Origin of the sequence: Burkholderia humptydooensis, assembly GCF_001513745.1 — a bacterium.
In the GTDB taxonomy this organism is placed as follows: Bacteria; Pseudomonadota; Gammaproteobacteria; order Burkholderiales; family Burkholderiaceae; genus Burkholderia; species Burkholderia humptydooensis.
In genome coordinates, this window is the sequence record NZ_CP013382.1 from 1,598,924 (window position 1) to 1,622,396 (window position 23,473).

General features: G+C 68.2%; 21 protein-coding genes. 5 read left to right on the plus strand and 16 right to left on the minus strand.

Annotated elements, in window-relative coordinates; genetic code table 11:
* Positions 1-1,458, plus strand: a complete 1,458-nt coding sequence (locus tag AQ610_RS26085) for an amidase (protein WP_009914848.1) — start codon at positions 1-3, stop codon at positions 1,456-1,458.
* Between the two features lie 116 nt (positions 1,459-1,574).
* Here AQ610_RS26085 and AQ610_RS26090 read toward each other — a convergent pair whose 3' ends face one another.
* The 3 genes from AQ610_RS26090 to AQ610_RS26100 form a co-directional block, all read right to left on the minus strand.
* On the minus strand, positions 1,575-2,132 hold the full coding sequence (locus AQ610_RS26090) for a putative glycolipid-binding domain-containing protein (RefSeq protein ID WP_015602577.1): 558 nt from the start codon (positions 2,130-2,132) through the stop codon (positions 1,575-1,577).
* 137 nt (positions 2,133-2,269) lie between these two features.
* Entirely contained in the window at positions 2,270-3,139 is an 870-nt protein-coding gene (locus tag AQ610_RS26095) for an arylamine N-acetyltransferase family protein (protein WP_006027407.1), read from the minus strand.
* A gap of 114 nt (positions 3,140-3,253) precedes the next feature.
* Positions 3,254-3,964, minus strand: a complete 711-nt coding sequence (locus AQ610_RS26100; protein ID WP_043282767.1) for a hypothetical protein — start codon at positions 3,962-3,964, stop codon at positions 3,254-3,256.
* Between the two features lie 303 nt (positions 3,965-4,267).
* On the opposite strand from AQ610_RS26100, the gene AQ610_RS26105 reads away from it, so the two are divergent.
* Entirely contained in the window at positions 4,268-4,492 is a 225-nt protein-coding gene (locus tag AQ610_RS26105; RefSeq protein ID WP_009914845.1) for a hypothetical protein, read from the plus strand.
* Between the two features lie 154 nt (positions 4,493-4,646).
* Here the strand turns inward: AQ610_RS26105 and AQ610_RS26110 are convergent, their stop codons facing one another.
* Complete coding sequence (locus AQ610_RS26110; RefSeq protein WP_006027409.1) at positions 4,647-5,948, minus strand: cystathionine gamma-synthase family protein; 1,302 nt, start codon at positions 5,946-5,948, stop codon at positions 4,647-4,649.
* Between AQ610_RS26110 and AQ610_RS38240 the strand changes: the two genes are divergently transcribed.
* Both AQ610_RS38240 and AQ610_RS26115 read left to right on the plus strand, forming a co-directional pair.
* Positions 5,928-6,122 (plus strand): hypothetical protein, encoded by a 195-nt coding sequence (locus AQ610_RS38240; RefSeq protein WP_009914844.1) that lies wholly within the window; start codon positions 5,928-5,930, stop codon positions 6,120-6,122. The genes AQ610_RS26110 and AQ610_RS38240 overlap by 21 nt on opposite strands.
* 13 nt (positions 6,123-6,135) lie before the next feature.
* Complete coding sequence (locus tag AQ610_RS26115) at positions 6,136-6,615, plus strand: Lrp/AsnC family transcriptional regulator (protein ID WP_006027410.1); 480 nt, start codon at positions 6,136-6,138, stop codon at positions 6,613-6,615.
* Between the two features lie 98 nt (positions 6,616-6,713).
* Here AQ610_RS26115 and AQ610_RS26120 read toward each other — a convergent pair whose 3' ends face one another.
* Entirely contained in the window at positions 6,714-8,168 is a 1,455-nt protein-coding gene (locus AQ610_RS26120) for an amidase (protein WP_006027411.1), read from the minus strand.
* Positions 8,169-8,713: 545 nt separating this feature from the next.
* On the opposite strand from AQ610_RS26120, the gene AQ610_RS26125 reads away from it, so the two are divergent.
* Entirely contained in the window at positions 8,714-9,148 is a 435-nt protein-coding gene (locus AQ610_RS26125) for a universal stress protein (RefSeq protein ID WP_009914843.1), read from the plus strand.
* Between the two features lie 186 nt (positions 9,149-9,334).
* Here the strand turns inward: AQ610_RS26125 and AQ610_RS26130 are convergent, their stop codons facing one another.
* The 11 genes from AQ610_RS26130 to AQ610_RS26180 form a co-directional block, all read right to left on the minus strand.
* Positions 9,335-10,165: an OmpA family protein gene (locus tag AQ610_RS26130; protein ID WP_009914842.1), complete on the minus strand. Its 831-nt coding sequence runs from the start codon at positions 10,163-10,165 to the stop codon at positions 9,335-9,337.
* Positions 10,166-10,233: 68 nt separating this feature from the next.
* Positions 10,234-12,687: a YadA family autotransporter adhesin gene (locus AQ610_RS26135; protein WP_045554741.1), complete on the minus strand. Its 2,454-nt coding sequence runs from the start codon at positions 12,685-12,687 to the stop codon at positions 10,234-10,236.
* Between the two features lie 562 nt (positions 12,688-13,249).
* Complete coding sequence (locus tag AQ610_RS26140; protein WP_009914836.1) at positions 13,250-14,656, minus strand: MFS transporter; 1,407 nt, start codon at positions 14,654-14,656, stop codon at positions 13,250-13,252.
* A gap of 34 nt (positions 14,657-14,690) precedes the next feature.
* A complete protein-coding gene (locus AQ610_RS26145; protein ID WP_006027416.1) occupies positions 14,691-15,938 on the minus strand; it encodes an NAD(P)/FAD-dependent oxidoreductase in 1,248 nt (415 codons plus the stop codon).
* Positions 15,931-16,896, minus strand: a complete 966-nt coding sequence (locus tag AQ610_RS26150; protein WP_006027417.1) for a VOC family protein — start codon at positions 16,894-16,896, stop codon at positions 15,931-15,933. The genes AQ610_RS26145 and AQ610_RS26150 overlap by 8 nt, the downstream gene beginning before the upstream one ends.
* A gap of 25 nt (positions 16,897-16,921) precedes the next feature.
* Complete coding sequence (locus AQ610_RS26155; protein WP_006027418.1) at positions 16,922-18,412, minus strand: aldehyde dehydrogenase; 1,491 nt, start codon at positions 18,410-18,412, stop codon at positions 16,922-16,924.
* 25 nt (positions 18,413-18,437) lie between these two features.
* The gene (locus AQ610_RS26160) at positions 18,438-19,253 is read right to left on the minus strand and encodes an aspartate dehydrogenase (RefSeq protein ID WP_006027419.1); all 816 of its coding nucleotides are present in this window, start codon (positions 19,251-19,253) and stop codon (positions 18,438-18,440) included.
* Positions 19,246-20,919: a thiamine pyrophosphate-binding protein gene (locus AQ610_RS26165; protein WP_043282768.1), complete on the minus strand. Its 1,674-nt coding sequence runs from the start codon at positions 20,917-20,919 to the stop codon at positions 19,246-19,248. Before AQ610_RS26165 ends, AQ610_RS26160 begins: the two co-directional genes overlap by 8 nt.
* Positions 20,912-21,709, minus strand: a complete 798-nt coding sequence (locus AQ610_RS26170; protein WP_006027421.1) for an SDR family oxidoreductase — start codon at positions 21,707-21,709, stop codon at positions 20,912-20,914. Before AQ610_RS26170 ends, AQ610_RS26165 begins: the two co-directional genes overlap by 8 nt.
* Positions 21,706-22,560, minus strand: coding sequence for an IclR family transcriptional regulator (locus tag AQ610_RS26175; protein WP_006027422.1), 855 nt, complete (start codon positions 22,558-22,560; stop codon positions 21,706-21,708). Before AQ610_RS26175 ends, AQ610_RS26170 begins: the two co-directional genes overlap by 4 nt.
* Positions 22,557-23,471 carry an alpha/beta fold hydrolase gene (locus AQ610_RS26180; RefSeq protein ID WP_006027423.1) on the minus strand — a complete coding sequence of 305 codons (915 nt, stop codon included), beginning with the start codon at positions 23,469-23,471 and terminating at the stop codon, positions 22,557-22,559. The genes AQ610_RS26175 and AQ610_RS26180 overlap by 4 nt, the downstream gene beginning before the upstream one ends.
* Positions 23,472-23,473: the final 2 nt, after the last annotated feature.

Consider the following 23,473-nt stretch of genomic DNA (forward strand, 5'->3'; position numbering starts at 1 on the left):
ATGAAACTGAGCGAATACGTCGATTACGATGCTGTCGGACTGGCCCGGCTGCTCGCGCGCGGCGACGTCGGCGCGGCCGAGCTGGCTCGCACGGCCGGCGAAGCGATCGAAGCGGTCAATCCCGCCGTCAATGCGGTGGTCGAGCACTGGCCCGCCGACACCGCAGGGCCCACGGCCACCCCCGGCAGCGGTCCGCTCGCGGGCGTGCCATTCCTGATCAAGGATCTGGCGCTGCCGATGGCGGGCAAGCGGATGGAGCTCGGTTCGCGGTTGGCGGCAGGACTCGTGTCGCCGTCGGATTCGATGCTCATGCAACGCCTGCGGGCGGCCGGCCTCGTGACGCTCGGCCGCACCGCCACGCCGGAGATGGCGTTCAGCACCGCGACCGAATCGGTGCAACAAGGCGCCACGCGCAATCCGTGGAACCCCGCCTTCAGCGCGGGCGGCTCCAGCGGCGGAGCGGCAGCCGCCGTCGCCGCCGGCATCGTGCCGCTCGCCCACGCGACCGACGCGGCCGGATCGATCCGGGTGCCGGCGGCCTTCACCGGCCTCTTCGGGCTGAAACCGACGCGCGGCCGGGTTTCCAACGGGCCGGGGCTCGACGAAGTCTTCGCCGGGCTTGGCGTGCAAGGCGGCTTGAGCCGCACGGTGCGCGACAGCGCCGCGCTGCTCGACGCGATGCACGGCACGGCGGCAGGCGAGCCGTATCACACGAGCGCGCCGGCCCGCGCGTTCCTGTCCGAGGTAGGCCGCGATCCGGGACGGCTGCGCATCGGTCTGATGCTGCAACCGTTCAACGGCGCGCGCGCCGCGCCGGCGATGACGCAGGCGGCGTCGGATACGGCCGGTCATCTGGAAAAGCTGGGCCACGCTATCGAACCGATGACGCCCGAACTCGGCGTGTCATGGGAAGCGTTCGTGCACGCCAACGCGCGGATATGGTGCGCCACGCTCGTGGGCTGGATCGACGGCGTCGCCGCCGCGACCGGCAGGCCGGTTGACGGCAGCACGCTGGAGCCCGCTACGCTCGCCGCATACCGCTACGGCAAGCAGGTCACCGGGCCGGACTTCGCAGACGCGCTGACGGTACGCAATGCGATGACGCGCAGCACGGCCGACTGGTTCCGGCGCGTCGACGTGCTGCTGTCGCCGACGATGCCGGCTCCGCCGGAAGCGCTCGGCAGCTATTACGCCGGCGCGGAACGGATGGACGGCCTGCAATGGACCGAACGCCTGTTCCGCCACTCGCCGTATACGCCGGCCTTCAACGTGGCGGGGCTGCCGGCCATGTCGGTGCCGCTCTTCCACGACGAGGCGGCTGGCCTGCCGATCGGCGTGCAGTTCGGCGCCGGCTTCGCGCAGGAAGCGACGCTGCTGCGTCTCGCCGGGCAGCTCGAGCAAACCCTGCCGTGGCGGCACCGCCGGCCGGCGGTGTGGGCCGGCTCCCGCACGGCCTGAGCCGATACGGCCGGCTCGCCTGCGTCGTTCGTCGGCCGCGCCCGTCGACGCCGTAGATCAGCGAGCGATGCGCGCCCGCTGCCGCCGGCACGGTCGCTGCGTCCGGCGCGATGCAATCAGCGCCCGTCGCCCGACAAACGCCGGAAAAGCGCTTCGTAATCGATCACGAGCCCGTCGCGATCGACTTCCAGTTGCGCGGTGAAGCCGCTCGCCACGCTTTCGTAGCGATGGACGCGATCCGGCTCGATGCATCGGTACGCCTGCTGCATGCGGCTGACGGTCAGATCGGGGATCGATAGATAGACGACGTCGATCAGCCGCCGCTCGTCGCGCGCAAGCCCCAGGCGGCGGATCGGCAGCGTGTTCGTGTATGGCGTCGCCGCGATGTCGACGTCGATGCATCCGTCGAGCGCCGCGAGCGGCTCGTCCGCCGCGTTGCGCCAGCGGCCCTCGCCATCGCCGCGCAACTCGAGCGTGCCGCCGCCCATCATCTTGACGACCATGTGCTTCGCCCGCCAGCGCTCGTCGCAAACGACGCGATAGGCAAGACCATACGCGAGCCCCTCGTTCCGCCCGACGACCACGCTCTCGGCGACGCTGCCGCGCGCGTGTCGCTCGAACGCGAGATGCTCGATTCCGTCGTGTTCGAGCGACACCCAGCGCACCTGTCGCATCGTTCTTCTCATCGGTCGCCTCCGTTCGATTTCGGGCGTTGTGCAAGCACGCATGATCGAGCATGCACGCGGCCGTCATCACGTGAATCTCGCGCCGCGCGGCTCCCGCCTTCGACAACGCGCGCACCGATGCCACTTCACGTCGTCGCGCCGCCGTCGTGCCGCTCGGCGGCGGCCGTTTCGTCGGCGCGCGCCACTGCCCGCGCGTAAAGCGCCGCGGCGTCGAATCCGCTCAAGTCGAGGCCGAAACGCTCGCGCACGCAGGCCGTCCAGGCGCCGGCATCCGTCAGCCGGATCGTTTGCGCCGCGCCGTCCGTCGTTCGCAGCGTCAGCGCATCGTTGAAAAGCAGCGCACGCGCATCCGGCAGAATTCGGCACACGACGAAATCGTGCGTGAAGAACGAATCGGGATGCCGCGACGTATACCAGTTCGCGACCTCGTAATCGATCCACTCGACGGGCTTCAGCGAAAAACGATACAGCGAATGCCAGCCGTTCGGCGTCTCGCACTCGATCTCGAGCTCGCCCGCAACAGGTGCGTCGACGACGCGAAACGTGCCGTGCGGCGTCGGCTGCGCGACGTTCGGGACACAGCGCAGCGGCGCAGTCGGCGTCGTCGAGCCGAAGCCGACGTCGGCAAACCATGTGTCGCCATCCAGATCGATCCGCAGCAGCATGTGCGTCTGCGGCGTCGACTGTTCCGGCGGACGCTGCCAGCGCACGCGTGCGATCAGCGGCGTCACGCGAAAGCCGAGCTGCACGAGCACCGCGTAAAAGAGCTTGTTCTGCTCGAAGCAGTAACCGCCGCGACGCTGCTCGACCAGCTTGTCGACGATCGATTCGAGATCGAGCGCGACGCGCGCGCCGGTGAACGGATTGAGATTCTCGAATGGAATCGACTGCGGATGCAGCCGTTGCAGTTGGCGAAGGACATCGAGCGTCGGCTCCGCGGGGCCGCGATAGCCGATGCGGGCGAAATAACGGGAAAGATCGACTGCGTCGCGCATAGGGGCAAACTGATGGTGACGGAACGCCACCATAGCATTGCGCGGATAACCTCATTCGACGCAAGGAAAAGCGCGCGCCGGCGAACGCGGCGGCGCGCGCACCGGCCAAGCGCGTTACGGCAGCAGCTTGAGCGCCGAGGATGCGACGGACGGCACCGAAATCCCGTGGCTCATCGCGTACTGCACGGCAGCGCCGAGCGTGCCGCCGATCGACTGGAGCTGGCTCGGCGCGTTCTGCGCGATGTACGACGCGGCCCTCAGATTGTTCGGGTCAAGCCCCGATTGCAACAGCGAAGCCGGATTCGACGCGCCCAGATTCCCGAGCCCCGACTGCAATTGAGAATACTGCGTGACGCCTTCGCCGAGCGACGCGAGGCCCCGCGTGAAGGCCGCCTTGTCGACGCCCGCGCCCGATGCGGCGCCGCTCGCGCCGCCCGACGCGAACGCCTGCGTCAGCGCCTGCGCGACCGATTGTTGCGCGCCGCCGACCTGCGACAGCGCGCCGGGCGTCAGCGCGCTCGCGCCGCCGCCGGTCAACAGGCCCGCGGCGTGCTGCGCCTGCCCGGCCGCGCCCGTGAGCCCCATCGCCGATGCGAGGCTCGCCTGCCCCGCGAGCACCTGCTGGTTCGCGCCGACGTACGACTGCAGCACCTGTGCCATGCCGGATGCGCCGGATGCGCTCGCCTGCTGCGCCGCGCCGCCGCCGAGCAGCGATGCGCCGAGGCTTTGCAGATCGACTTGCGCGAATGCGGCGCCGCTCGCCAATACGCTGCCTGCGCAACAGACGAGCGCGGCTCGCCTGGCGAAGCGATTGATCGTTTTCATCGACACTCCCTGTGAATTCTGCCGTGCGAAATTGTCGAGGCGAGCACACGGCGAATGCAATCACGGATACATATCGAAACGTATTGACAGGCTTCGTTGCGGATACGCGCATGAGAGCGACGATGGGGCGGAAAGCTTCGGCCGAAGCGACGATCGCCCCTTTCCTTCGAAGACCTTATCGAAGCCAATACGACGGTTTTCCGTCATTCGTTCAATCGGGCATCGCAAAAACTTCAATCGACGAATTGACCAATCGCATCAAATTACCTAGGTTAACCACGTCGACACGCTAAAAATTTTATTATGGATACCTCAACAAAAGATGCCGAAGCGATCGCCGCGAAACTCGTCAACGATATCTCGCCTCATCCGCCTCAGTGGGTCATCGATCTGTACGCGGCAACGCTCGTGCAAAGGCATGGCTTCGCGCGGACAGGCGATGAAATCAGGCAGGCGCAAAAGGCGTTTTTCGAATCCAGGCAGGCGATCATCTCGGCACTATCGACGTACCGATCCCGTTCCGGCTGACCCGAACGGAAACCGGAGCCGGGCGACTGCGATCGATCGGCTTCCGACTAACGCCGCCCGTTCGCATTCGGGAATGCGGGCGAACCCGGCGCGGCGCCCGCTCGGCCGCGCCGACGGCGCCGGGCCGATCGCCCCGCGCATGCCGCCTGCTTCGTCAGCCGGCCGCCGCGATGCCGGACCGGCGAAACGCGCTGTCGAGATCGGCGATCAGATCCTCCTCGTGCTCGAGCCCGATCGACACGCGAATCAATCCTTCCGACACGCCCGCCGCCTTGCGCGCCGCCTCCGGCACGCCGGAGTGCGTCGTCGACGCCGGATGGCAGATCAACGATTCGGTGCCACCAAGGCTCACCGCGGACTTGAACAGATGCAATGCGTTGATGAACCGGAACGCTTCGGCGCGGCCGCCGTTCAGCACGAACGCGAACGTCGAGCCGGCGCCAGTGCATTGCCGCTCGTACACGGCCCGATAAGCATCGTCGGCGATCAGCTCCGGGTGGTACACGTCGACCTTCTGATACGAATTCGTCGCGAGCCACTTCGCGACCGCCGACGCGGTGCGCGCCGCCTGCTTCATCCGCAGCACGACCGTTTCCATCGAACGGATCAGCATCCACGACGAATGCGGATCGAGCTGCGAGCCGAACGCGCTGCGCACCGCGCGGACCTTCGCGACGAGATCCCGCCGCCCCGTCACGCCGCCCCCGACGAGATCGCTGTGGCCGCCGACGTACTTGGTCAGCGAGTACACCGACATGTCGACGCCGTGCTCGCTCGGCTTCTGGAAGATCGGCCCGAGCAGCGTGTTGTCGCACACCGAAATCGGACGATAGCCGTGGCGCGCTTCGAACGCATCGAGCTCGCGGCGCATGCCGTCGAGGTCGATCAGCGCGTTCGTCGGATTCGCCGGCGTCTCGACGTAGCAGAGCCGCACGTGCCCCTGCTGCGCGGCGGCCTCGAGCGCCGCGCCGATCGCTTGCGGCGACAGACCGTTGTCGATCGGATGCGCACCGACGCCCCATTCGCGGAAGTATTTCGCGATCAGCGTTTCCGTGCCGCCGTACAGCGGCACCGATTGCACCAGTTGATCGCCCGGCCGCAGGAACGCGAGAAAGATCGCGCTGATCGCCGACATCCCGCTCGACGTGACGACGGCCGCGTCGGAGCCGTCGAGCAGCGCGAGGCGATCCTCGACGATCTCGAGATTCGGATGATTGAAGCGGCTGTAGACGAGGCCCGCCGCTTCGCCTTGCGGCAGCGGCTTGCGGCCCGACACGACGTCGAAGAAATCGGCGCCGTCCTCGGCCGAGCGGAATGCGAACGTCGACGTGAGGAACACCGGGGGCTTCACTGCGCCTTCGGACAAAAACGGATCGAATCCGTACGACATCATCTGCGTTTCCGGATGCAGCGGGCGGCCGTCGATGTCCTTCCTGTGATAGCTCGAATATGTCATGCGGTGGCTCCTTTGTACGATGGATGCGATTCCGGCCGCCGGCATGCGGCAAGCCGCGCGGCGCCGATCGCCAATCGACTCAGTGTAAAAAAGCTAGCAGGAAATATGCTTTCCATTTCATTTCCGCACGCCCCTATAATCAAAAGAATCTTTCCTCTTTCATTCCTTCCATAAAAAGGCGATCGGCATGAAGCTCGACGAAACAGATCTGAAGATTCTGAAGATCCTGCAGGACAATGGGCGCCTCAGCAACGCGGAGCTGGCCGATCGCGTCGCGCTGTCGGCGGCACCGTGCTGGAAGCGCCTGCGCCGGCTCGAAGCCGACGGCTTCATCTCGGGCTATCAGGCGATCCTCGATCGGCGCGCGCTCGGCTACGAGATCGTCGCGTTCGTCAACATTTCGCTCGACAGCCATACCGAGAAAACCTGCCGCGCGTTCGAGGCGGGCGTGATGGCGATGGCAGAAGTGGTCGCGTGCCACAACACGACCGGCCAGCACGACTATCTCGTGCAAATCGTCGCGAAGAATTTCGATACGTTCTCGAGCTTCGTGCTGAATCGGCTCCGGTCGCTGCCGGGCGTGAAGGAGCTGCTCAGCACGATCTCGATGCGCGAATTGAAATCGACAAGCCGGCTGCCCGCTGGCGAATTGAGAACAGCGAAGTAAGTTACGTCGATCTGACGCATCGGCCGGCGTCAATTATTTTGCACCGCGAAACAATTGCCCGACTCGATCCAGCCTTGGTACGCACGCATCCGGCGCGCCTATTCGATACGTGCGCCGGATAGCGCGGGCGGGCGCGCATTCACCCAGTCCCGCTCCTTTTCGTATGCATGCGCAAGCTGCAGCACCGCGAGGTCGTCGCGCGGCCGGCCGATCAGTTGCATGCCCATCGGCAACCCCGCCGCACCGAACCCGACCGGCACGCTGATCGCGGGGCAGCCGGCGAGCGTCCACGGCACGACTGTTTCCATCCAGCGATGATATGTGTCCATCGCGCGCCCGGCGATCGCCTGCGGCCAGCGAAGGTGGACGTCGAACGGGAAGACCTGCGCGGTGGGCGCGGCAATGTAGTCGTAGCGCTCGAAGAACGTCGTCAGCGCCCGATACCATGCGCTGCGCGCCGCGCTCGCATCGTAGATGTCGGCCGCACCGAGCGCGAACAGGCCCTCCGCTTCGTAGATCGCTTCCGGCTTCAGTTGCGTGCGCCGCGACGGCTCGCGGTAAAGCGTCAGCAGATTCCCACCCGAGAGCAGATGACGGTGCGCGAGCCACGTCTGCCAGATCCGTTCCGGAGAGAACGCCGGCAGCGCCGCATCGACGTCGCAGCCGATCGCGCGCAACGCATCGAAGCTCGCCTCGCACAGCTCGAGCACGCCCGGTTCCATCGCGAGATAGCCGTTCCAGTCGCCAACCCACGCGATTCGCTTGCCCCGCAAGTCGGCCTCGAGCGACTGCGCGAAGCGCAGCGGATCCTCGGCGAGCGACAGCGGATCGCGCCGGTCATAGCCCGCCTGGATCGCGAGCAGTTGCGCGACGTCGACGACCGTGCGCCCCATCGGCCCTTCGGTGCCAAGCTGCTGGACGAACACGTCGACGCTCGGCCAGCGCGGCACGCGTCCTTGCGACGGCCGAAAGCCGTAGACATTGCAGAACGCGGCCGGATTGCGCAGCGAGCCGCCGAAGTCGCTGCCGTCGGCAACCGGCAGCATCCTCGCCGCGAGCGCGGCCGCCGCGCCGCCGCTGCTGCCGCCCGCGCTCTTCGATAGATCGTACGGATTGCGCGTCACGCCATAGACTTCGTTGAACGTGTGCGAGCCCAGCCCGAACTCCGGCGTGTTCGTCTTGCCGATGAACACCGCGCCCGCCGCGCGCATCCGCTCGACGACGATCGCATCTGCCGTCGGCGTCATCGTGCGAAAGATCGGCGAGCCGAGCGTCGTCACGATGCCCTTCGTCATCGCAAGATCCTTCGGCGCCTGCGGCATGCCGTGCAGCCAGCCCGCATACTCGCCGCGCGCGAGCGCCGCGTCCTTCTGCGCGGCCTCGGCAAGCAGCGCATCCGGCTCGCGCAACGCGACGATCGCATTGACATCGCCGTTCACGCGCCCGATGTGCGTGAGATATGCGCGCATCGTCTCGACGCACGATACGTCCTTGCGCCGGATCGCCGCGGCGAGCGCGTGCGCGGGCATGTCGACGAGCGGATCGAGCGGCATGGACGTTGAGCGGGGCGATGGAGAAATGCGTTCGGACATGCGGGGCTCCGTGCGAACAGGTGGGCCGGCCGGCGGCAAAGCGCCCCACCGCACGCCGGCGCGCCGGCGCGCCGCCTGTGGCGGGGATGTCGACGATTATATAAACGCAACGGATCGCGCTGCGACACTACCGCGATTCCGCGCCGCGCATGCCGCACCGCAACAAATCAACGAAGCAATCCGGCTACCGATTCAATCGGCGTACCGCGCTCGCTGCGTCGGCGCCGCAATGAACGAAGCCGCGCGTGACGACGCGCCGCGCCGCCGCACCCGTGACATGCGCCGGGCATCGAGCCGGCGTCGCTACGCGAGCCATCCGAAGACCCGGATTCGTCACCAATCGACCCGTCCCTTTATGCGCATAAATTTATATTTCTTATATTTTTTATAAGGTGAGGCGGGGAAGAACGTTTACGACATTTTTATGCCGCCCCCGAATTTCTTTAGACCGCACCGACACTGGCGAGACTAGCCTACTGTCATCGCGTTACCGAACAGGTTTTCCCATGCTCAAACTCCTGGTTCCCGTCGGCCATTCGCAGCGTTCACTGCAGGCCGTGCGGCACGCCGTCTTTCTGTATCACGAGCGATGTGCATCCGAAGTCGTGCTTGTCAACGTGCAGCCCCCACTCGAATCCACCCGCCTCGAAGCCTTCCACTCGCTCGCGAAGCTCCGCCAGATCGAGCATGATTTTTCGGAAAGCGAACTCACCCAAGCCATCGGCATCCTCAAGGACGCCAACGTCAAATATTCGGTCGCGATGAAAGTCGGTCCGATCGCCGACACGATCGCCGCGTGCGCGACCGAGAACGGCTGCGACGAGATCGTCGTCGTCGCGCCGCGCCGCGATCCCGTCCACGCGCTCGCCCATTTCTTCCATCGCAGCATCCTCGATCGCCTCGTGCGCATCGCAAGCGTGCCCGTCACCGCCGTGCGCTGAATCGCACGCCGATGCTCGCCGCAACTCGCGGACGGGCCGGCCCGCGCATCGAACGGCCGTCCGTCGTACTCAGCGCCCGCGCGAAACGCGCAGGTGCCGCGATGGGCGCTGAGGCAGGCGTCAATGCGGCCGACATAGCCGACACAGCCGGCGTCGCAGCCGGCTTGAGCCGCGCCCGCCGCGAGACTAGCGCCGCTCGCCGGCGACGTCGATCCTGACGCGCCGGTCCGGCGCGAGACACGCGATCGCCTCGGCCGACCGTCCGGCGGGGCAGCCACTGCTGACCGGATCGGCCATGCCTAGCCCTTGCGCGACGATCAGATCGCCGGGCAGGCCGCGCGTCGTCAGGTACGCGCGGATCGTTTCGGCCCGCGCGAGCGACAGTTGCCGGTTGTATGTGTCGGTGCCGAGCCGGTCGGTATAGCCTGTGACCCGCACCGAGCGGATGTGCTGGTATTGCTGCTGCAGCGCGGCCGCGATCCGGTCCAGCTCCGCGCGACCGGCCGGCAGCAGGTCGCGCAGCGCCGATTTGTCGAACGGAAACAGCAGTGGGTAATCGAGCGTGAACTGCTTCACGTCGCCGCCCGGCGGCGCCTGCACGGCGGGCACCGGCTTCGGGCCGTCAGCAAGCGCCTTGCACGCCGGCTCCTTCCAGTACGTCGACTTCACGCGATAGTGGTCGTCATACTGGATCTGGTACTGGCACGTCACGACGTCGCTCGCCCCCGGGCCCGTGCGGAAATCGAACACGTAGTTCCACACATGCACGCCGACAATGCCCTCGCTGAAATGCGGCTCACCGATCAGCGCATAGACCTGGTTCTTGTCGAGACCGGGCCCGATCTGGCGCAGGTTCTCGGCATTCACGAACGTGCCTTCCTTCAGCCACGCGCTGTCGCGCGCCGGAAACCCGACCGAGCCGTCCGGCGCGGTCGTCGGCGCCATCCCGCATCCCGCCAGCAGCGCCCCGCAGATCCCGGCGGCCGCCACATATTTCGATATCCTGTTCATTTTCATATTGGATTCCTTATCGTCTCATCGGCCGGACGTACGCCGGCCGTTGCACGCGACTCACGTCACCACTGTCACCACTGATAGCCGGCCCCGAGCACCGCGCCCGTCCCGCCGCGCGTGCTGGTCGTGAGCGCCCCCTTGTACAGCCACTTGCCGTTCTCGGCAATCGTCGATACGCCGAGCGCGAAGCCTTGTTGCCCCTGCCACGTCGAGCCCGCGAGCGCGACCATGCTCTTGCCCGGCGCGGTCGGCTGCGGCAAGCCGGCCACCGCCATCGCCGCCGCCACGCCGCCGTTCATCTCGCGCCGCAGATGGTCGACCTTCTGATCCGTGTACTGATTCGCCTGGCTGAGCGCATTGCCGATGCCGCTGTTCAACTGGTTCACGTTCACCGCATCGGTGCCGTTCACACCCAGCGCGACATTCGAGATCGTCCGCTCGTTGCCGGCCGAGCCGACCGACACCGTGTTCGGCGCGCTCGCAACCGAATGGGCGCCGAGCGCGACCGAGTTGTTGCCGGACGCCGACGCACCGTCGCCGATCGCGACGCTGTTCGCGCCGGACGCGACACTGCCGCTGCCCGCGGCGGTCGAGCCGATGCCGCTCGCCACCGGCGGCGTATAGGTCGACGGGTTGCCCGTGATCCACTGGCCCGACACGGTCTGCCCGGAGTTGTTGCCGTTGTTCCCCGAGTTCGACCCGTTCGTGATGTTCTGGATCGACTGGTTCAACTGCGCAATCGCGCCTTGCAGTTGGCCGACGTTCACCGCGTCCGTCGCCTGCGTGCCCGCCGCGACGTTGGTGATCTGGCGCAGCGATCCTTCGAGGCCGACCGATACCGCGCCGAATGCGGTCGTGAAGCTGCCGCCCGTGATCGGATCGGTGTACGTGCCGGCCGCGCGATTCGCGACCGACCCGGCGCCGAGCGCGACGCCGCCCGCGGCATTGACCGACGCGTTCGCGCCGAGCGCGAGCGAGCGGCCACCCGTCGCTTGCGCGCCGCTGCCGAGCGCGACGTCGCCGGCGACCGCCGGGTTGCCGCTCACGCCCGCCGTCGCGTTCGTGCCTTCGGCGATCGAGTCGTTGCCGTAGGCGAGCGCGGCCGGGCCGACCGCGACGCTGTCCGCGCCCGCCGCCGTCGAATCGGCCAAAGTCGAATTCGCGTGGAAGTACTTGATCCCGCCGCCGTTCACCGCGCTGTCGATCGTGCTCGCAACCGCATACAACTGGCTGCCGTTGACGGCGTCCGTCGACGTCGGCGTGATGCGCCCCGCCGCGACGTTCGTGATCTGGCGTTCGGCGCCGGGCGCTCCGACGCTGACGACGCTCGTCGGATTCGCGCCGGCAAAACCGGACAGCGTCAATTGACCGCCCGACGTCGTCGTGATCGTCGCGCTGCCGGTCGGGTTCGCCGCCGCGACCGCCGCGCCGTTGCCGAGCGCGACCGAGCCGTCGAGTCCCGAGCCGATCCGCACGTTGTTGCCGAGCACGAACGCGTTGTTCGCGTTGATCGTGTTGTTGTTGCCGAACGAATACGAGCCCGTGCCCGTAACTGTCGACGGATCGCCGAACGCGCCGGCGTTCGCGCCCGACACGACGTTGCCCGTGCCGATGCTGATCGACTGGCTGCCCGTCGCCTGCGCGCCGGAACCGACCGCGATTGCGTTGATGCCGCTCGCGCTCGCATAGCCGGACAGTGCGGTCGCGTCGTTGACGCTCGTCGCGCCGCCGATCGCCACCGCGCCCTGCGCGGTTGCTTCGGCGCCGCCGCCCACCGCGACCGCGCCCGCACCCGATGCCTTCGAATACGAGCCTAGCGCATTCGCGTAATAGGCGGACGACGCAGCGCCCTCGCCCAGCGCCACCGCGCCGCTCGCCGTCGCGACCGTGTAACCGCCGAACGCATTCGGCGCGGACACGTGCAGCGGATCGCTGTTGTCGCCCTGCGCGAGCGCGCCCGCGCCGATCGCGATCGTGCCGATGTCTTCGCGGCCGGGGATCGACTGCCCCGTGTCCTTCAGCGCCTGCGCGTTCGTGCCGATCGCGATGCTGAAGTCCGGCAGCGCCCGCGCGCTGGCGCCGATCGCGGTGCCGCCGTCGCCGGCCGCTTCCGAATAGGCGCCGAGCGCGGTGCCGATGCGCCCCTGCGCCGTCGCGTGATCGCCGTAGGCCGAGCTGCCCTCGCCGTTCGCATACGCGTAGTTGCCGACCGCCGTGCCGTACAGCAGCGTGCCCGCGCTGAAGGCCGGGTTGTAGAACGCCCACGGGCCGGTATTGCTGCCGGGGCCGGCATAGGCGTTATAGCCCGCCGCATAGCTGACCTGCGCCGCGGCGTCAGTCGCCATCCAGCCCATCGCCGCGCTCACCGACAGCGACATCAAGCCGAGCTTCACCCACGACGGGCGCGATCGGCGGGAAGCCGCAACATGTGCGGCGACGCCAGGCGCCGCCCTGGCGACTCGCGTCGTCGAACCCTTGCCATTCGATCCGGAAAATTCGGAAACCGCAATCAATTGGCCTCGCACCCGACTCCAGACAACATTGTAGATTTTGTTCACTCAATATCCCCTGTGATTTCAATTCGCACGGGCCGTCAGCAGGGTCATTTCCGAGTGCGCAGTCCGCAGGACGTCGCCGTCGAATACGAAATCATGCATTGCGATTAAATGTCAAAATCATTTATACGATTTCCGGGACATCAATCGCGAACCCCAATCACGCCTCGCAGGCAGGGATATTAATAACTTTCCACCTTGGCAAACCTCAAATACTCAAAAACAGTAATCCATCGAACACTGACGAAAGAATGTGAAAAATGTAATCCAGACAACATTGCCCGAAATGCAATATAAGCGGATTCCTATTCATCAATAAATGTTTTAAACCGGCCATTAATAAATCCAGAAAACACGACTTATCGAATGCGCGCGGAGACACGCCGATGGCCAGCCGGCGCGGAACCGCCGGACGCATCGGCCGGCGTGCTCGATGCCGCCGTCCGGCCGCTTTCGGATGCACGCGCAAAAAAGCCCGGAATATCCGGGCTTTTTCTGCTGCACTACTGCCAAACGTTGCGAAAGCGCCGCGCTATGCCTCGAGTTTTTCGAGCACCTGCCCTTTCGTCTCGATGCCGACGAAGTGCACGGTCAGCGCAGCAATGAGCGGCACCACCGCGAGCAAGTAGAACGCCGGGCTCAGATTGCCGCCGACGATCGCGCGCGGCACCGCCATCGGCGCGACGAACGACGCGATCTTCAGCCACGCGCTGCCGAGTCCGCAGCCGGCCGCGCGGATGCTCGTCGGATACTGCTCGGGCGTGTACACATAGGACGTGATGAAGCCCGACGCCATCAGGCCGAGAGCGAACGAGCAGAACGTCGCGACCACGTACACCGACGACGCGTGAAAGAGCCCCGCGAACACGAGCGACAGCGCGCAAAGCACGAACGACCATACGATCACCGGCTTGCGGCCGACCACGTCGACGGCAAGCGCCGACACGAGCGAGCCCACGACGCCCATCACCGAGCCGATCACCGCAAGGTTCAACGCGAGCTGCAGCGGCGCGTGATAGAAGTTCTTGTAAATCGTCGGCAGCCAGGTCGACAGCCCGTACTGGATGAATCCACACGTCGCCCACAGCGTCGCGACCGCGAGCGTGCGCTTCAGATACGCGGGCCCGAACAGGTCGATCATCCGGCGCTTCGGATGGCTGCGCACGAGCGCGTCGAACTCGCTCGCATGCGCGACGGGCGGCAGCGGCTCCTTCGCCGCGGATTCGAACGCATGCAGCGCGTGCCCCGCTTCGTCGAGCCGCCCGCGCGACGCGAGCCAGCGCGGCGATTCCGGCACGAGCCGCGCAAGCACGAGCGCGAGCACGAGCGGCATCCCGCCGATGAAATACATCACCTCCCAGCCGAAGCGCGGCACGAGCCATGCGCCGAGCGCCATCGACGCGAGCAGGCCGATCGGAAACACGATCTCGTACAGCAGCACGAAGCGCCCACGCCCGTGCGCGCGCGTGATTTCGTTGATGTAGGTCGCGGCGACCGGCAGCTCGCCGCCGAGGCCGAGCCCCTGCACGATCCGCAGCAGCACGAATGCTTCGAACGTCGAAGCGAATCCGCACGCGATGCTCGTCACGCCGATCACGGCCGAGCTCCACGCGATCGCGCGCACGCGGCCGTGCTTCTCCGCAAGCGCCGGGAACAGGAACGCACCGAGCAACTGGCCGATCGCGCCGGACGCGATCAGCATCCCGACCTGATTCGGCGACAGCCCCCACTTGTGGATCAGGAGCGGCAGCGTCGCCGCGATCGTGATCACGTCGAAGCCGTCGAAGAAGGTCGCGGCGCCGATCAGCACGCGTGCGCGGATCTGCATCGCGTTCGCGGGCAGCCGCTCGAGGCGCGCGATGATCGCGCCGGGTGTCGCGGCGCTCGCCGCCGTGTCGGCCGCGGGCGCGCCCGCGATCGCGGTTTCCAGTGTGCTCATGCGTGGGTTCTCCTCCATGTCGTCGTTCTCGTGGTCAGGCAAGCGCCTTCGTCGCGTCCGTCAGCGCGGCGACGTCGATTGCGCGCCCCTGATTCATCCATTTGCGCGCGAGCTTCAGGTCGCGCGCCGAGTTGATCGCGATCACGCCGCGCAGCGCGCCGTCCGTCGCGAAGAACAGCGTCGCGCGTTTCGCGGCGATGTCGCCGCGCACGACGCGCTGCGCGTCGGCGGGCAGATCGCCGAGGATCTGCAGGTTCACGTCGTATTGATCGGACCAGAACCACGGAATCTCCGCATACGGCGCACGCACGCCAAGCACCGCCTTCGCGGCCGCGATTGCCTGGTTCTGCGCGTTCGCCCACGATTCGAGCCGCACGCGGCGCTTGAGCCACGCGTTCGGATGGTTCGCGACGTCGCCGCACGCGAAGATCGCCGGATCGCTCGTCGCTCCGTATTCGTCGACGACGATGCCGTCGTCGACGTGCAAGCCCGCTTCGGTCGCGAGCGACGTATTGAGCGCGAGGCCGACTCCCGCGACCGCGAAGTCCGCGTCGACGGTCGCGCCGCCGGCGAGCGTCGCGCGTACGCGATTCGCGTCGTCCGGATGCGCGCCGAGCGACGCGAGCGACGCGTTCAGCCGCACGTCGACGCCGTTCGCGCGATGCAGATCGAGCAGGAAATCGGACACCTCGCCCGGCACCGAGCGCGCGCAAAGCCGCGGCGCACCCTCGACGACGACCGCGTCTACGCCGAGCTTGCGCGCGGTCGCCGCGACTTCCAGCCCGATCCAGCCGCCGCCGATCACGAGCACGCGGCGGCTCGCGCGCAGCCGCTCGCCGAGCGCGACTGCCTCGTCGAGCGTGCGCAGGTAGTGAAGATGAGGCGTCCCGACGATCGCATCCGGCAGACGTCGCGACGCGCCGCCCGTCGCGATCACGAGCCGGTCGTATTCGATCTCGCGGCCCGATGCGGTGCGCACGATGCGCCGCGCGCGATCGATCGACGCCGCGCGTTCGGGCTGCCACGCTTCGATGCCGAGCGCGCCGAATTCGTCCGGCTGCACGACGCGCACGGTCGAGATGTCGGCATCGCCCGCGAGCACCGCCTTCGACAGCGGAGGCCGCTCGTACGGCGGATGCGCTTCGTCCGCGATCATCACGATGCGTCCGGCAAAGCCCTCGCCGCGCAGCGTCTTCACCACCCAGCCCGCCGCCTGCCCGCCGCCGATCACGACGACGGTGCGCGGCGCGGCACCCGCGTCGGCATTCGCATGCTCAGTCATCCTTGCGCTCCGTCATGAACCTGCCTTCCGGCGCCTGCGCGTTCTTCTGCCGGCGCGTATTGCCGTCGAGGCCGCCGTCGATCGCCCACTCGGCGAACACGGTCGGGCCCGGCTCGAACTCGCGCGGCTGCCATGCGGGCGTCAGCATGTCCTCGTCCGCGTAATACTCGATGAGGCCGCCCGCCGGATTGCGGAAGTACCAGAAGTACGCGGACGACACCGGGTGCCGCCCCGGCCCGAGCTGCGTCTCCCAGCCGCGGCGGCTCACGTGCATCCCGCCGCCGAACACTTCGTGGATGTCGCGCACCGTGAACGCGACGTGGTTCAGGCCGCGCTTGGCCGTAGGCAGCGCGAGCAGGAACAGGTCGTGATGGCCGCCGTGCGGCGCGCAGCGCATGAACGCGCCGCGGCCGGGGTAGCGATCCGACGTCTCGAAGCCGAGCAGCTCGTGATAGAACGCCTCCTGCTCGGCGAGCCGGTTCGTGAAGAACACGACGTGGCCGACCTCGATCGGCTCCGCACGCTCGTAGATAGCGGCCGGCTGGTCGACGCGCAGCGTCTCGCCCCACACGTTCGGCAGCGAGCCCTTCACGTCGACCTGGCGCCTGCGCGTCACTTCGATGCGGATCGCCATGCCGTTCGGATCGATGCAGCCGATCGCGTCGTCGGTCTCGTAGTGGCCCGGCTGGCCCGCGAGCCGGCCGCGCAGCGCGTCGAGCTCCGCCTGCGTGCCGACGCCCCACGTGACCTCGCGCAGCGTCGGGCCTTCCTCGAACGCGGGCGGCAGCGACGGATCGCGCGCGTCGACGACGCGCACCGTGCAGCCATTCATCGTCTCGAAGCTCACGTATGCTTCGCCGCGCGCGACTTCGTTGAGGCCCCAGTCCGCGAAGAAACGGCGGCACGTCGCGAGATCGGTCACGCCGTAGGTAATCTGTTCGATGCCGAGAATGCTCATGCGATGATCCTTTCCGTCAGTTCCATCAGTTCGCCCACGGCAGCGGCGAATCGTTCAAGCCCCAGTAGAGGCTCTTCTGCTGCATGTACTCGCGAATCCCGAGGCTTCCCTTCTCGCGCCCCATCCCGCTTTCCTTGCGGCCCGAAAACGGCGTCGAGATCGAGAACTGCTTGTACGTGTTGATCCACACGGTGCCCGCGTCGAGCGCGCGCGCGACGCGCCATGCGCGCTTGTAGTCGCGCGTCCAGATGCCGGCCGCAAGCCCGAACACGCTGTCGTTCGCTTCGGCGACGAGCGCCGCCTCGTCGTCGAACGGCAGCGCGACGAGCACCGGCCCGAAGATTTCTTCCCGGCAAATGCGGGCCCGGTTCGACAGGCCGTCGAGAATCGTCGGCAGATAGAAGAAGCCTGCGTCGCGGCCTTCGCCCGTCGGCCGCTCGCCGCCGCACAGCACGCGGCCGCCTTCGTCGCGGCCGAGCGCGACGTAGCGCTCGACCGTGCCGCGATGCTGCGCGGTGATGAGCGGACCCATCTGCGTGCGCTCGCTCGCCGGATCGCCGACGCGCAGCTTGCGCGCCGCGTCGACGAGGCGCGCGACGAACGCGTCGTAGATCGCGCGCTGGACGAACAGGCGCGAGCCCGCGATGCACGATTCGCCCGACGAGCTGAAGATCCCGAACAGCACGCCGTTGACCGCGTGATCGAGATCGGCGTCGTCGAACACGATCGTCGGCGACTTGCCGCCCAGCTCGAGCGACAGCGGCATCAGCTTCTCGGCCGCGAGCCGCGCGATCCCGCGGCCGACTTCGGTGCCGCCCGTGAACGACACCTTCTTCACGAGCGGATCGCGCACGAGCGCGTCGCCGATCACCGAGCCCTTGCCCGGCAGCACCGAGATCACGCCGGGCGGCACGCCCGCTTGCTCGCATAGGCGCGCGAGCGCGAGCGACGCGAGCGGCGTCACCTCGGCCGGCTTCAGCACGACCGCGTTGCCCGCCGCGAGCGCGGGGCCGAGCTTCTGCGCGTCGGACGCGATCGGCGAATTCCACGGCGTGATCGCCGCGACGACGCCGAGCGGCTCGTGCACGCTCATCGACAGATAGTCGCCGCGCGATGGCGTCAGCGCGTCGTCAAGCGTCTCCGCGCACGCGGCGAAATAGCGGAACGTGTTCGCCGCGCTCGCGACGAGCGCGCGCGTCTCGCTGATCGGCTTGCCGTTGTCGCGCCGCTGCAACTGCGCGAGCGCCTCGTGATTCGCGTGAATCAGATCGGCGATCCGGTGCAGCACGCCCGCGCGCTGATGCGGCTTCAGGCCCGACCAGTTCGCGCGGCGCCACGCGGCGTCGGCCACCTCGACCGCCTCGCGCGCGTCGGCCGCGTCGGCCATGTGAATCTCGGCGTTGAGCGAGCCGTCGGCCGGATAGAAGTTCGGCGTCGTCGCGCCGCGGCCGCAGCGCCACTCGCCGCCGATCAGGATGTCGCCCGACGGCACGAGCGATGAGTCGAATGCAGTCACGATGGTTGTCCTGACGTTGAGCAGTTCAGATCACGCAGCACGACGCGCGGTTGCGCAGCGCGCGAATCGCGCTGAACGCCGTCAGCGCGGACGTCTTCGGGTTGTCCGGCAGCGGCTTGCCGCTCATCTCGATCGACATCTCGCCGAACGCGCCGCGCGCGACGATCCGGTGCACGTTGCGCGTAACGGCCGGATCGGCGATCAGGCGCACCTTCGTCGCGTCGAGGCCGACGCCCGCGAGCGCAACCGTCGCCGCGACGTTCGCGTTCTTCGGATAGCGCTGCGCCGCGTCGCGCGCGCTTCCTTCGAAGATCGTCTGCTCGGCCGTCATCGCGCGCAGATCGCAGATCGCCTCGGCCGGCGTGCCGAGCCAGCCGAGCGGCGGCTTGCGGCCGATGTACAGCACCTCGTCGAGGCCGCCCTGCTTCGCGGCCGCGAGCGCGTCGATGCCGCCGATCGCGCCCGACAGCAGCGTGAGCGTCGCGCCGCCTTCGTCGGCCGCGTCCGACAGCGCGCCGAGCAGCGCGAGGTCCGACAGCGCGCCGATCGATGCGACCGCGCAATCCGTGCCCGCCTTCAGCAGCGGCACGACGTGGTCGGCAAGCGCGCCGTGCCCCGCGCACTCGAGCGCGAACTGCGGACGGTACGCGAGCGAGCCGACGGACGACACGACGTCGACGCGCTCGCCGAGCGCGCCGCGCACCGCATCGCACTGATGCTCGGGCACGATAACGTGCGCGACGCGCAGCGCCGCGTCGTGCTCGACCGCGCGATAGACGGCCGCGCCGATCGCGCCGAAGCCGATCATCGCGACGTCGACGGGAGCGTGAGCGTTACGCATACTGGCGCTCCGCGGGCGTGTCCTTCTTGACGGGTGGGCCGGCGAACGCGGTCGCGAACGCGCCGACCGACAGCATGTCGACCTCGACGAGCACCGGGCCTTCGTGCGCGAGCCCTTCGCGAACGATGCGCTGCGCGTCGTCGAGCGACGTGAGCCGGTGATGCGCGAGCTTCAGGCTCGCGCAGAACTGCGCGAAATCCGGCTGATGCAGATCGACGTAGCAGCGGCGGCCGCCGTACTGCGCGTCCTGGATGTTGCGGATCACGCCGTAGCACTGGTCGTTCATCAGCACGATCATCACGTTCACGTTCTCCTGCACGGCGGTCGCGAGCTCACCGACGTTCACCATCAGGCCGCCGTCGCCGACGAGGCACACCGTCTTCGCCGCCGCGCCCGCCAGCGCCGCGCCGATCGCCATCTGCATCCCCTGGCCGATTCCGCCGCCCAGCGCATGCACGCCCGCGCGCGGCTCGAAGATCCTCAGCAGGCGGTTGCCCCACGTGCTGTTCGAGATCGTCACGTCGCGCACCCAGTTGTAGTCGCGGCCGAGCGCCTGCTGCAGCGTGTCGACGAGGCGCTTGTACGGGCCGAGCCCCTTGCCGACGTCCTCGACGGCCGCCTCGCGCGCGGCCTCGAGATCTCCGGCGAAGCGCGGATCGGCGGCGAGCTTGCCTTCGAGCCGGTCCGCGAGCTCGGCGAGCACGCGCTTCGCGTCGCCGTGCACGAACAGGTCGTTGCGATAGCCGCGGTTGTCGGCGAGCGCGTCGGCATCGACGCGGAACAGCGGGCTCGGCAGCGCGAGCTTGTACTTCAGCGTCTCGTTGCCGCGCAGCCGCGAGCCGACGACGACCACCGCGTCGCACGTCTTGTAGAAGCGCTCGACGGCCGCGTGCACGTTGAACGCGCCGAGCGTCGCCGGATGATCCTCGGGCAGCACGCCGCGGCCCTGCACGCTCGTGACCACGCCGAAGCCGAGTGCGACGAGCCGCTCGACTTCCGCGCGTGCGTGCCGCGCGCCGCCGCCGAGCCACAGCAGCGGCCGGCGCGCGCTCGCCAGACGCTCGGCGAGCTGCGCGACGCGCGCGCTGTCGTGCTCGCGCACCGCGACGTGCGGCGGCGCGAGATCGTCCGGCCACTCGATCCCGGCCGCCTGGATGTCGATCGGAATCTCGACCGACACGGGGCCGCTCGGCGCGGTCATCGCGACACGCACTGCCTCGCGGATCGTCGGCAGCACGGATTCGACCGTGCGCACGCGATACGCGGCCTTCGAGATCGCATTGAGCATCGACAGTTGATCGGGCGCCTCGTGGATGTACGCGAGATCCTGATCGAGGTACGGCGTCTCGATCTGCCCGGTGACGTGCACGAGCGGGGTGCCGGCCGTCAGCGCCTCGACCATCGCGCCCGCCGCGTTGCCCGCCGCGGTGCCCGTGCTCGTGAACGCGACGCCGAGCCCGCCCGACACGCGGGCGAGGCCGTCGGCCATGTTGACGGCGCCCGCCTCGCCGCGCGCGCCGACATAGCGGATCTTGCCGCGCGTGTGGATCGCGTCGAGGATCGGCATGTTGTGAATCGAGATCACGCCGAAGGCGGTCTTCACGCCGCATTGTTCGAGGAAGGCGGCAATCAGCTCGCCGACCGTGGTCGTGGTTTTGTTAGACATGGCGTGCAAAGCCTCCTGATACGTCGATATGGCTGCCCGTCGTGTACGACGACAGATTCGTTGCGAGATAAAAGAGCGCCCACGCGGCCTCGTCGGGCCGGCCGAAGCGCGCAAGCGGAAGGTTCTTCTGCGCGGCGAGCGCGGCCGTCCACGCTTCCCACGATTCGCCCGGCGCGGCCTGCGCGTGGTAGCGCCGCCGCCACTGCCCCGATTCGACGATGCCGATCAGGATCGAGTTGACGCGGATGCGCTCGGGCGCGAGCTCGTTCGCGAGCGATTTGACGAGGCTCAGCACGCCCGCGCGCGCCGACGACGTCGCGACCATGTGCGGCTCCGGCTGCAGCGCGAGCAGCGAATTCACGCAGGTGATCGCCGGCGCGGCCGACGCGCGCAGCAGCGGCAGAAACGCGCGCGTCGGGCGGATGATGCTGAAGTACTTCAGCTCGAGTTCGTCGCGCCACGCGTCGTCCGTCGTGTCCGCGAACGTCGACACGCGGCCTTGGCCCGCGTTGTTGACGAGCATGTCGGCGCCGCCGAAGCGCTCGGCCACGGCCTGCGCGAACGCAGTCACGTCGGCTTCGTCGAGCACGTCGCAGCGCGCGGCGAGCACGCGCTCGCTCGGGAACTGCTGCGCGAGCCGCGCATGCGCGCTCGCGAGCCGTTCGTCGCTGCGCCCGCATATCGCGACCGACGCGCCCGCGCGCAGAAAAAGCTCGGCGCAAGCGTAGCCGATGCCGGACGAGCCGCCCGTCACCACGGCGACCTGCCCGCTCAAATCGATCTGGATCATCGCAATCCCAATGCCTTCAAATAGGTGTTTTCGTCGTCGGCCCGGTAGTTGAGCCGCCGCGACAGTCCGCCCGCCGCGCGCACGACCTTCTCGATCAGCCCGTCGGCGACGAGCGCCGCATCGATCTCCGGCCGCGGCACCGTCACCGTGACGACCGCGACGATCCGGCTCGCCTCGTTGCGCACGGGCGCCGTGACGACCGAGATATCGCGCTCGAACGCCGAGTTGCCGATGCCGTAGCCGCGCCGCGCATCGGCGCGAATCACGTCGAAGAGCGCGTCGACAGTCTCGGGCGTCGCCTTCGTCACGCGTTCGAGCTCCCGCTCCGGATACAGCGCGCGCAACTCGGCGAGCGACAGGTCGCCCATCAGCACGTGGCCGTGCGTCGTCGCGTGCGCGGGCAGGCGCGTGCCGACGTTCACCCGCACCGAGCCGAACGCGTGCCCCGCGTTCTGCGCCTTCGCGACGAACACCACGTCGCGGCCGTCGCGAATCACGATGTGCGCCGTGAAGCCCGTCGCATCGCGCAAGCCTTCTATCACCGGCAAGCCGAGATCAGTCAGCTCGAGCGAGCTCAGGTATTCGAAGCCGAGGCGCAACACCGCGACGCCGAGGCGATAATTGCGATCCTTGTCCGCGCGCTCGAGAAAGCCGAGCGACTCGAGCGTCTGCAGCAGACGGAACACCGTCGTGCGCGGAATGCCGAGCCGCTTCGACAGCTCCGGCGCGCCGAGCACCGGCTCGCGCGGCGAGAACTCGGCCAGGACCCGCAGCCCGCGCTCGAGCCCCGGTACTACGTAGGTCGAATCATTCTTCGCGTTGTCGGCGTCTTTCAGTAGCGGTTCGCTCATGTCGCGCCTCGCGATCCGTCACATTGACGGCAAAAAGCGTCGATCAACGCGCTGTACGCATCGGGCGCTTCAACGTAGCCGGCATGGCCCGCACGGGGAATCACCTGCAGCCCAACACGCGCCGCGCGCGCAATCCGCTCGCATGCGGCGGGCGGCGTGATCGCGTCGTCGCCGCCGACGGCGACCGCGACGCGGCCGCGGTAATGGACGAGATCGGACGCGAGATCCGCGTTCGCGAGCAGATGCGCCGCTTGCGCATAGCCGGCGGGCGCGATGCGCGCCATGTTCCAGTGCACCCACGCGCGCGCCGTGTCGCTCGCATGCGCGGACAACATGTTTGCGCTGCGCTCGTCGGCGAGCCCTTGCGGGCCGAGCGACGCGAGCAGTGCGAGACGGCTGTCGCGCCGCTCGGCCCGCACGTCGGCGGGCGCGCCGCCGTAGCCGCCGGCAGGAGAAATCAGCAGCAATCCCGCAAGCCGCTCGCTCGCGATCCGCGCGAACGCGCCGGCGACGATCGCGCCGAGCGAATGGCCGACGAGCACGCAGCGTTCGATGCGCAGCGCGTCGAGCCACGCGGCGAGCGACGCCGCGTAGTCGGCCGCGACGGGCGAGCCGGCCGCGACGCGTGACGATGCGCCATAGCCTGGCGCGTCCCACGCGAGCGCGCGACGCGTCGCGCCGAGCGCGTCGAGCTGGCGCACCCACGACGCCGCACCCGATCCGATCCCGTGCAGCAGCACGACGGGATCGCGCCCGGCTTGCTCAGTGCGCTCGCCGTACGATTCGCCCGCCTCGCGGTAGCCGATCGTGCCCGCGTCGCCCGCCGCCGCGTGTCGCTCGGCGAAGCGTTCGAGCAGCGCGGCGAAAGGCATCGCGCTCGCGCCGGCTGTCGTCGTGGAAATCGCGCTCATCG

Excerpts from the sequence above, each read along its gene's own strand:
- AQ610_RS26085 (WP_009914848.1), top strand. The coding sequence starts at position 1 with ATGAAACTGAGCGAATACGTCGATTACGATGCTGTCGGACTGGCCCGG.
- AQ610_RS26090 (WP_015602577.1), bottom strand. The coding sequence starts at position 2,132 with ATGCGACAGGTGCGCTGGGTGTCGCTCGAACACGACGGAATCGAGCAT.
- AQ610_RS26095 (WP_006027407.1), bottom strand. The coding sequence starts at position 3,139 with ATGCGCGACGCAGTCGATCTTTCCCGTTATTTCGCCCGCATCGGCTAT.
- AQ610_RS26100 (WP_043282767.1), bottom strand. The coding sequence starts at position 3,964 with ATGAAAACGATCAATCGCTTCGCCAGGCGAGCCGCGCTCGTCTGTTGC.
- AQ610_RS26105 (WP_009914845.1), top strand. The coding sequence starts at position 4,268 with ATGGATACCTCAACAAAAGATGCCGAAGCGATCGCCGCGAAACTCGTC.
- AQ610_RS26110 (WP_006027409.1), bottom strand. The coding sequence starts at position 5,948 with ATGACATATTCGAGCTATCACAGGAAGGACATCGACGGCCGCCCGCTG.
- AQ610_RS26115 (WP_006027410.1), top strand. The coding sequence starts at position 6,136 with ATGAAGCTCGACGAAACAGATCTGAAGATTCTGAAGATCCTGCAGGAC.
- AQ610_RS26120 (WP_006027411.1), bottom strand. The coding sequence starts at position 8,168 with ATGCCGCTCGATCCGCTCGTCGACATGCCCGCGCACGCGCTCGCCGCG.
- AQ610_RS26125 (WP_009914843.1), top strand. The coding sequence starts at position 8,714 with ATGCTCAAACTCCTGGTTCCCGTCGGCCATTCGCAGCGTTCACTGCAG.
- AQ610_RS26130 (WP_009914842.1), bottom strand. The coding sequence starts at position 10,165 with ATGAAAATGAACAGGATATCGAAATATGTGGCGGCCGCCGGGATCTGC.
- AQ610_RS26140 (WP_009914836.1), bottom strand. The coding sequence starts at position 14,656 with ATGAGCACACTGGAAACCGCGATCGCGGGCGCGCCCGCGGCCGACACG.
- AQ610_RS26145 (WP_006027416.1), bottom strand. The coding sequence starts at position 15,938 with ATGACTGAGCATGCGAATGCCGACGCGGGTGCCGCGCCGCGCACCGTC.
- AQ610_RS26150 (WP_006027417.1), bottom strand. The coding sequence starts at position 16,896 with ATGAGCATTCTCGGCATCGAACAGATTACCTACGGCGTGACCGATCTC.
- AQ610_RS26160 (WP_006027419.1), bottom strand. The coding sequence starts at position 19,253 with ATGCGTAACGCTCACGCTCCCGTCGACGTCGCGATGATCGGCTTCGGC.
- AQ610_RS26165 (WP_043282768.1), bottom strand. The coding sequence starts at position 20,919 with ATGTCTAACAAAACCACGACCACGGTCGGCGAGCTGATTGCCGCCTTC.
- AQ610_RS26170 (WP_006027421.1), bottom strand. The coding sequence starts at position 21,709 with ATGATCCAGATCGATTTGAGCGGGCAGGTCGCCGTGGTGACGGGCGGC.
- AQ610_RS26175 (WP_006027422.1), bottom strand. The coding sequence starts at position 22,560 with ATGAGCGAACCGCTACTGAAAGACGCCGACAACGCGAAGAATGATTCG.
- AQ610_RS26180 (WP_006027423.1), bottom strand. The coding sequence starts at position 23,471 with ATGAGCGCGATTTCCACGACGACAGCCGGCGCGAGCGCGATGCCTTTC.